General features: G+C 57.9%; 7 protein-coding genes. 3 read left to right on the top strand and 4 right to left on the bottom strand.

The window, feature by feature from the left end:
- Nucleotides 1–888: 888 nt before the first annotated feature.
- From ASC74_RS25410 to ASC74_RS25400, 3 genes are all read right to left on the bottom strand, one after another.
- Nucleotides 889–2,547 (bottom strand): cation acetate symporter, encoded by a 1,659-nt coding sequence (locus tag ASC74_RS25410; protein ID WP_056745047.1) that lies wholly within the window; start codon nucleotides 2,545–2,547, stop codon nucleotides 889–891.
- Entirely contained in the window at nucleotides 2,544–2,855 is a 312-nt protein-coding gene (locus tag ASC74_RS25405; protein ID WP_008148580.1) for a DUF485 domain-containing protein, read from the bottom strand. The genes ASC74_RS25410 and ASC74_RS25405 overlap by 4 nt, the downstream gene beginning before the upstream one ends.
- A 207-nt stretch (nucleotides 2,856–3,062) precedes the next feature.
- Nucleotides 3,063–3,914 (bottom strand): glycine betaine ABC transporter substrate-binding protein, encoded by an 852-nt coding sequence (locus ASC74_RS25400; RefSeq protein ID WP_056745045.1) that lies wholly within the window; start codon nucleotides 3,912–3,914, stop codon nucleotides 3,063–3,065.
- A 298-nt stretch (nucleotides 3,915–4,212) separates the two neighbouring features.
- On the opposite strand from ASC74_RS25400, the gene ASC74_RS25390 reads away from it, so the two are divergent.
- Nucleotides 4,213–5,808: a glycoside hydrolase family 17 protein gene (locus ASC74_RS25390; RefSeq protein WP_056745044.1), complete on the top strand. Its 1,596-nt coding sequence runs from the start codon at nucleotides 4,213–4,215 to the stop codon at nucleotides 5,806–5,808.
- A 125-nt stretch (nucleotides 5,809–5,933) separates the two neighbouring features.
- Here ASC74_RS25390 and ASC74_RS25385 read toward each other — a convergent pair whose 3' ends face one another.
- A complete protein-coding gene (locus ASC74_RS25385) occupies nucleotides 5,934–6,302 on the bottom strand; it encodes a hypothetical protein (protein ID WP_056745042.1) in 369 nt (122 codons plus the stop codon).
- A 224-nt stretch (nucleotides 6,303–6,526) separates the two neighbouring features.
- On the opposite strand from ASC74_RS25385, the gene ASC74_RS25380 reads away from it, so the two are divergent.
- Both ASC74_RS25380 and ASC74_RS25375 read left to right on the top strand, forming a co-directional pair.
- On the top strand, nucleotides 6,527–7,825 hold the full coding sequence (locus ASC74_RS25380) for a serine/threonine protein kinase (protein ID WP_056745040.1): 1,299 nt from the start codon (nucleotides 6,527–6,529) through the stop codon (nucleotides 7,823–7,825).
- The gene (locus ASC74_RS25375; RefSeq protein ID WP_056745038.1) at nucleotides 7,818–8,606 is read left to right on the top strand and encodes an MlaA family lipoprotein; all 789 of its coding nucleotides are present in this window, start codon (nucleotides 7,818–7,820) and stop codon (nucleotides 8,604–8,606) included. Before ASC74_RS25380 ends, ASC74_RS25375 begins: the two co-directional genes overlap by 8 nt.
- Nucleotides 8,607–8,836 lie beyond the last annotated feature (230 nt).

The raw sequence follows: 8,836 nt of genomic DNA, 5'->3' as shown, positions 1-8,836 counted from the left end.
TCACGGTATTCATGAGAGATCCTCCTTCGGTAAAGAGAGCGCCCCGGCAAGTTTAGACTCGCCGAGGTTCTCGCCGGGCTGACCATCTCATTAAGGCTTCGCCCCGGCGTACGGCACTTCGCTAAAGCTCAGTGTTCCCTCGCTCCGGTGTCCATCAGGGGGCATCGCCTACGGTCTGCTTCGCGACGACCTCCTCTCGATGTGTGCGGCTGCGCCGCACGGCGCTACGCGCCTAACCCCCTGATGAACACCTACGCTCGGCCTGCCGAAGGGGCGGGCAGATCAAAATCAAGAGCTGCTGGCGAGCTAACGCTCGGCCTGTTGAGTGGTGAAGGGCGGGTGTACACCCATCCCCTGTAGGAGCTGTCGAGTGAAACGAGGCTGCGATCTTTTGATGCCTGTTGAGTGGTGAAGGGCGGGTGTACACCCATCCCCTGTAGGAGCTGTCGAGTGAAACGAGGCTGCGATCTTTTGATCTTGCTGTGGCTGTGGCTTTAGATCTTGATTCTGCTTTTGATCTCTCGCCCCTTCGGCAGGCCGAGTGGAGGTGTTCATCTGGGGGGAGGCGCGCAGCGCCGTTCGACGAAGTCGAACACATCGAGAGGAGGTCGTCGCGAAGCAGACCGTAGGCGATGCCCCCTGATGGACACCGTAGCGAGGGAACACTGAGCTTTAGCGAAGTGCCGTACGCCGGGGCGAAGCGTTTTGCTTACTTTTGGGCGTCTGCAAAAGTGAGTCGCTGTAAAAGCGAAACCATAATCAGCCGTTACAGAAGAAACGGATATGTACTCAGACAACAAGGGCCGATAACCGCCCAACAAAAAATGCCCCAATCTCTCGACCGGGGCATTTCTATCTAACGCAGCTTATATAAACAAACCTGAAGACTTAGTGCGAAACCGCCCCACTCGCCCCCAAACCCGTCTGCGAACGAACAAACTGAGGGAAGAACAGCGCCCGCTCATTGTCAGCCGCAGTCGACTTGTCAGTGATCGAGAAGAACCAGATCCCGATAAACGCAATGGCCATGGAGAACAGCGCCGGGTACTCATACGGGAAGATAGCCTTCTCGTGATGCAGGATCTGCACCCAAATGGTTGGCCCAAGCACCATCAAACCAACGGCACTGATCAGACCCAGCCAGCCGCCGATCATCGCACCACGCGTGGTCAGCTTCTTCCAGTACATGGAAAGCAGCAGCACCGGGAAGTTACAGCTCGCCGCGATGGAGAACGCCAGGCCCACCATGAACGCGATGTTCTGGCTTTCGAACAGAATGCCCAGACCGATCGCCAACACCCCCAGACAGATGGTGGTGATTTTCGAGACGCGGATCTCATCCTTGTCGTTGGCCTTGCCCTTCTTGATCACACTGGCGTAAAGGTCGTGGGACACCGCTGTAGCACCCGCCAGAGTCAGACCGGCAACGACTGCCAGAATGGTTGCGAACGCGACTGCCGAGATGAAGCCCAGGAAGATACTGCCACCGACCGCGTTAGCCAGGTGCACCGCTGCCATGTTGTTGCCGCCCAACAGCGCGCCAGCCGCATCTTTAAAGGCAGGGTTGGTGCTGACCAGCAGGATCGCGCCGAAGCCGATGATGAACGTCAGGATGTAGAAGTAGCCAATGAAGCCGGTTGCATACAGCACGCTCTTGCGAGCTTCTTTCGCGTCACTCACGGTGAAGAAGCGCATCAGAATGTGCGGCAGGCCAGCGGTACCGAACATCAGTGCCAGGCCAAGGGAGAATGCCGAAACCGGATCTTTCACCAGGCCGCCCGGGCTCATGATCGCTTCACCTTTAGGGTGAACCTTGATCGCCTCGGAAAACAGCAAGCTGAAGTCGAAGTTGACATGCTTCATGACCATCAGCGCCATGAACGTAGCACCGGACAGCAGCAACACGGCCTTGATGATCTGTACCCAAGTGGTCGCCAGCATGCCGCCGAACAACACGTACATGCACATCAGGATACCGACCAGGATCACGGCGACGTAGTAGTCGAGACCGAACAGCAGCTGAATCAGCTTGCCGGCACCGACCATTTGCGCGATCAGGTAGAACGCCACCACCACCAGCGAACCGCAAGCGGACAGCGTGCGGATCTGGGTTTGCCCAAGGCGGTAGGACGCCACGTCGGCAAAGGTGTATTTACCCAGGTTACGCAGGCGCTCGGCGATCAGGAACAGAATGATCGGCCAGCCCACCAGGAAGCCGATCGAGTAGATCAGGCCGTCGTAACCGGAAGTGAACACCAGGGCGGAAATACCCAGGAAGGACGCCGCCGACATGTAGTCACCGGCAATCGCCAGACCGTTCTGGAAGCCGGTGATCTTGCCACCCGCCGCATAGTAGTCAGCCGCCGAATTGTTGCGCTTGGAGGCCCAGTAGGTGATGCACAGGGTCAGGCCAACGAACGCGACGAACATCAGGATCGCGGAAACGTTGAGCGGTTGTTTGTGCACTTCGCCGGTCAGGGCCTCACCTGCCCAGGCGCCAGGTGCAAAGGCTGCGATGCTCAATAGAGCCATTAGACGCCGGATCATTGCTGAGCCTCCTTGAGAATCGCATTGTTCAGGTCGTCGAATTCGCCATTGGCGCGTCGTACATAGATTGCAGTCAGGATAAAGGCCGAGAGAATCAGCCCGACACCAATCGGTATCCCCCAGGTAATCGAAGACTCGGGGCTGATTTTCGCCCCCAGAATATGCGGCCCGTAAGCAATCAAAAGGATGAATCCGGAGTAAAGCCCAAGCATGATCGCCGAAAGTATCCAGGCGAACTTTTCTCGCTTACTAACCAGCTCCTTGAAGCGCGGGCTGTTTTGAATCGAGAGGTAAATGCTGTCGTTCATTGTTTTTATCCTCGCAGCACAGATGAAGTTGGAACGTTATCCACTCTATGCGGCTACGGAACTGGTTCCAGACGACCTTAGTATTAGAACGACATGACAGAATCGCCATTTCCCGGCATGCATTAAATAAATGGGGAAAAACAAAAGGCCCCTTGGCAAATATGCCAAGGGGCCTTGAGAAGTGCTGAGCAGACGCGTCAGCTCAAATCATTTGGTCCAGTCTGCAACGCGTTCCGGGTGTTTGGCCACCCAATCCTTGGCGGCGGCTTCAGGTTTGGCACCATCCTGAATCGCCAACATGACTTCGCCGATTTCGTCTTTCGACGCCCACTGGAAGTTCTTCATGAACTTGGCAACTTCCGGAGCTTTGGTTGCCAGTTCTTTGCTGCCGATGTTGTTTACGGTTTCAGCCGCGCCATAAACGCCTTTCGGGTCGTCCAGGAAGCGCAGTTTCCACTTGGCGAACATCCAGTGCGGCACCCAGCCGGTGACGGCAATGGATTCGTTTTTCTTCTCGGCACGGGTCAGCTCGGCAATCATGCCGGCGCCGGAACTGGCCTTGAGTTGATAGCCGGTCAGATCGTAGTCCTTGATCGCCTGCTCGGACTTGAGCATTACGCCCGAACCGGCGTCGATGCCGACGATACGACCTTTGAAGCTGTCGTCGGTTTTCAGATCGGCAATACTTTTGGCTTTGACGTACTCCGGCACGATCAGGCCAATTCTCGCGTCCTTGAAGTTCGGACCGTAATCGACGACTTGATCTTTATTCTTGGTCCAGTATTCACCATGAGTCACAGGCAGCCACGCAGACATCATGGCATCGAGCTTGCCAGTGGCCACGCCCTGCCACATGATCCCGGTGGCGACTGCTTGCAGTTTCACGTCATAACCGAGTTTCTGCCTGATCACTTCAGCGGCCACGTTGGTCGTGGCGACACTGTCCGACCAGCCGTCGACATAACCGATAGTCACTGCCTTGCCTTCGGCGCTGGCAACAGTAGAACTGATCGCCAGCACCAAAGCGGCACCTGCGCCCAAGAGTCGTCGCATCTTCATCGTTACTTCCCCGAAAGTGCTGCGCTCGACGGATGCCGAGTCGCGTCAACGTATTGTTATGGTGCACAGCGCCCCCATCACGCCCACCGCAAACTCGTCCGAACATCAGCGATTTATCTATGAGAGCACTGACGCGTCGATAATCAACCTCACGACAATGGCGACCTTCTCTGCCAGCGACCTCAAGGCATCGAGAAACGACATCAGAACGCCATTAATCTAGACCACCGGAAGTCCGCTCGCCAATCCGCCCAAACTTTGCATGTCAAAAGTATGCAGGCCACCAAGCACGCGGCAAATGAAGGTAACATGCGCGGCTTTGCTCCCAGACGGCCTGACCATGCCCGCGACATCCCGCTTTCCTTTTTTGGCTTATCTATTCGCCTGCCTGCTGGGGCTTTTTGCCCTGGGTGGCTTCTGGTACGGCCTCGGTAAACCGGTGGTGCTGCCGGATGTGGCCAGCGCGACGCATAAGCTGCAATGCGCCTCCTACACCCCGTTCGACAAGGATCAATCACCGTTCGATCAGCCGTTCAAGCTGCGCCCCGAGCGCATGGATGCCGACCTCGCGCTGCTGGCCAAAAGCTTCGAATGCATCCGCACCTATTCCATGACCGGCCTCGAGGCCCTGCCCGACCTGGCGCGCAAGCACGGGCTGAAACTGATGATCGGCGCCTGGGTCAACAGCAACCCGGTGGACACCGCCAAGGAAGTCGACCTGCTGATCGCCTCGGCCAACGCCAACGCGGACGTTGTGACCTCGGTGATCGTCGGCAACGAAACCCTGTTGCGCAAGGAAGTCACTGGCGCGCAACTGGCCAAGCTCATCAGTAAAGTCAAAAGCCAGGTCAAACAACCTGTCACTTACGCCGACGTCTGGGAGTTCTGGCTCAAGCACCCGGAAGTCGCCCCGGCGGTGGATTTCCTGACCATCCATTTGTTGCCGTACTGGGAAGATGACCCGTCGAACATCGATGCCGCCCTGCAGCATGTGGCCGAAGTACGTCAGGTGTTCGGCAACAAGTTCGCACCCAAGGACGTGATGATTGGCGAAACCGGCTGGCCGAGTGAAGGCCGTCAGCGTGAAACCGCCCTGCCGAGCCGGGTCAATGAAGCCAAGTTCATTCGCGCTTTTGTCATCATGGCGGAGCAGCAAGGCTGGCATTACAACCTGATCGAAGCCTTCGACCAGCCGTGGAAACGCGCCAGCGAAGGTGCGGTCGGTGGTTACTGGGGGCTGTTCGATGCCGATCGCCAGGACAAGGGCGTGCTCGCCGGTCCAGTGTCGAACGTGCCTTACTGGACGCAGTGGCTGGTGGTGGGTGGTTTGATCTTCCTCGGCACACTCATCCTCGGTGGACGTGTCCGCAGCACTCGCGCAGCGCTGGTTCTACCGCTGCTCGGCGCGCTGGCCGCCTGCTCGATTGGCGCCTGGGGCGACCTGGCCCGAGTCACCACGCGATTTGGCAGTGAGTGGTTGTGGGTCGCTTTGCTGACGGCGTTGAACGTGTTGGTGCTGGCCCATGCGGCACTGACTCTGAGCGCTCGCACTGGCTGGCGCGGACGGGCGTTCAATGCGCTGGAACGTTGGGCGGGCTGGTTGCTCGCTGTGGCCGGGTTTGCCGCTGCGGTGACGATGCTGGAGCTGGTGTTCGATCCGCGTTATCGCAGCTTCCCGAGTGTTGCATTCATCCTGCCGGCGCTGGTCTATCTGTGCCGCCCGGTGAGCGTGGCGCGTCGGGAGATTGCCCTGCTGACCTTCATCATCGGTGCTGGCATTGCACCGCAGCTGTATCGCGAAGGGTTGCAGAATCAGCAGGCCTGGGGTTGGGCGCTGGCGAGTGTGTTGATGGTTGCAGCGTTGTGGCGCAGTTTGCGGGTTCGCAAAGGGTAATCTTCAGCGCCCCTACCGGCCTCTTCGCGAGCAAGCCCGCTCCCACATTTGATCCTCAGTGAGCACAAAATCTGTGTACGACCGAGATCAAATGTGGGAGCGGGCTTGCTCGCGAAGACTGACCATCAGACGCTGCGGGAAGCCCGAACCAACCGCAACCCGGCAATCACCACCGCAAAAACAGCCAATGTCGTGTTGTACAACGCCAACGCCGGAAACCCGAACACCAGCGCCAGCACGGCCAACCACCACCCTGCCCGGCCCGGAAGCACAAACCCGATAACGGCTGCCGCCAATGCCGTGAAGCCCAATACGTTGAAGTGAATCATCAGACCCAGGCTCGAACGAACCTGGCATTCCCAGCGACTCGCTTCGTCCACGCAGATGCCGACCCATTGAGCATCCTCCATGAAGCCATAACGCGCGCCATAACTGGCGGCCAGCCATAACGGCAGGAGAACGAGCAGCAGAATCACAGGCAGACGGCGGGACATGAAGCACTCCAATAAACGAAAACGGCGGCCAGCTTAATCCCCCGCCAGCGGTTAGCAAACGCATGTAAGAGATAATTGGTCACGCAATCGCTGCAAAGTGTATCGTCCAGCTACTATTACTCCGAAATTAGGCCTGATTGGTGCCGATCCATGGCACTTTGGCGCAACCCCCGTGGTCATAGCCTGCGAACTTCATTTGGCACCTTTCTCTAAGGGATCTAGTCATGCTCCGTTCCTTGCGCTTCGCCGCCCTGTTTGGCGGCCTTATTTTGAGTGCGTCCGCACTGGCCGTCGATATCGACGCTGCCAGCTATGGCTACCCCTTGACCAACCCGTTCGAGGCGACCATCGCGACGACACCGCCGGACCTGCGCCCGGAGTTGCCGCTGGACGATGACATCAATCAGGAAACCCGCAGCGTCAGGTTACGCCCGGAGCGTGAGTTCGATTTGCCAGACAACTTCTGGCCGGTGAAGAAACTCACCTACCGCATCGCCACCCAGGATAAAGCCGCTCCGCTGATTTTCCTGATCGCCGGCACCGGCGCGCGCTATGACAGCAGCCTTAACGAATACCTGAAGAAGCTCTACTACAAGGCCGGCTACCACGTGGTGCAACTGTCGTCGCCCACCAGCTTCGACTTCATGAGCGCCGCCTCACGCTTTGCCACGCCCGGTATCACCAAGGAAGACGCCGAAGACATGTACCGGGTGATGCAGGCCGTGCGGGCACAAAACCCGCATGTGGACGTTACCGATTACTACCTGACCGGCTACAGCCTGGGCGCCCTGGATGCGGCGTTCGTCGCGCACCTGGATGAAACCCGCCGCAGCTTCAACTTCAAGAAAGTCTTGCTGCTCAACCCGCCGGTCAACCTCTACACCTCGATCACCAACCTCGACAAGCTGGTCCAGACCGAGGTCAAGGGCATCAACAACAGCACAACGTTCTATGAACTGGTGCTGAACAAACTGACTCGCTACTTCCAGCAGAAAGGCTACATCGACCTCAACGATGCCCTGCTCTACGACTTCCAGCAGTCCAAGCAGCACCTGAGCAACGAACAGATGGCCATGCTGATCGGCACTTCGTTCCGCTTCTCGGCAGCCGACATTGCCTTCACCTCGGACTTGATCAACCGTCGCGGTCTGATCACTCCACCGAAATACCCGATCACCGAAGGCACCAGCCTCACGCCGTTCCTCAAACGCGCGCTGCAGTGCGACTTCGACTGCTACATCACCGAGCAAGTCATTCCGATGTGGCGCGCCCGCACCGACGGCGGCAGCCTGCTGCAACTGATCGACCAGGTCAGTTTGTATGCACTCAAGGATTACCTGCACGACAGCCCGAAAATCGCCGTCATGCACAACGCCGACGACGTGATTCTCGGCCCTGGTGACCTTGGTTTCCTGCGCAAGACCTTTGGCGATCGCTTGACCGTTTATCCACTGGGCGGCCATTGCGGCAACCTTAATTACCGCGTCAACAGCGACGCCATGCTGGAGTTCTTCCGTGGCTAAATACCTCCTGCTTATCGCCGCGTTACTCTGTGCAGGCGTCGCCAATGCCGACAACAGCAAAGCCAACGCACCGGTTGTGATTGACAGTGACGGCTTCAAGGAGCCGCTGAGCAAACTCAAATTCAACCCGGGGCTGGATCAGCGCGAGTTCGAACGCTCGACGCTTAGCGCGCTGGCCGTCTACGACCCGCTGGAAGAGTGGAACCGCCGCGTCTACCACTTCAACTACCGCTTCGACCAATGGGTGTTCCTGCCAGTGGTCAATGGCTATCGCTACATCACCCCGAGTTTCCTGCGCACTGGCGTCAGCAACTTCTTCAACAACCTCGGTGATGTGCCGAACCTGATGAACAGCCTGCTGCAGTTCAAGGGGCAGCGCTCGATGGAAACCACCGCACGCCTGCTACTCAACACCACCATCGGCATCGCCGGCCTGTGGGACCCGGCCACCGCCATGGGTCTGCCGCGCCAGAGCGAAGACTTCGGCCAGACACTGGGCTTCTACGGTGTACCGGGCGGCGCCTACTTCGTGTTGCCGATCCTCGGACCTTCGAACATCCGCGACACCGGCGGCCTGGCGGTCGATTTCACCGCAGAGTCGGCGATCAACTTCCTGAACGTCTCCGAAGTCAGCGAAAACCATCCGGAAATCTGGGTCCTGCGTGGTATCGACAAGCGCTACCAGAACAGCTTCCGCTATGGCCAGCTGAACTCACCATTCGAGTACGAGAAAGTGCGCTACGTGTACACCGAGTCACGCAAGTTGCAGATCGCCGAGTAATTCATCGGCAACAAAAAAGGCCATTCGATGCGAATCGAATGGCCTTTTTCATTTCTAGACTTTCCACAAATCCCCTGTGGGAGCGGGCTTGCTCGCGAAAGCGGTCTGTCAGTTACATCAATGCTGAATGTGCCGCCTTCGCGAGCAAGCCCGCTCCCACATCTATGGTTACCCCCTTTTCTGCAATACTGTTTTTGATGCGTGTTTGGCTTGCTTTCATCTATCCGGCG

The sequence above is a fragment of the Pseudomonas sp. Root329 genome (assembly GCF_001424925.1).
Lineage (GTDB): Bacteria > Pseudomonadota > Gammaproteobacteria > Pseudomonadales > Pseudomonadaceae > Aquipseudomonas > Aquipseudomonas arabinosi.
The sequence above is the reverse complement of the archived record's forward strand: the minus strand, read 5'-3'. Positions and strand labels throughout refer to the sequence as shown.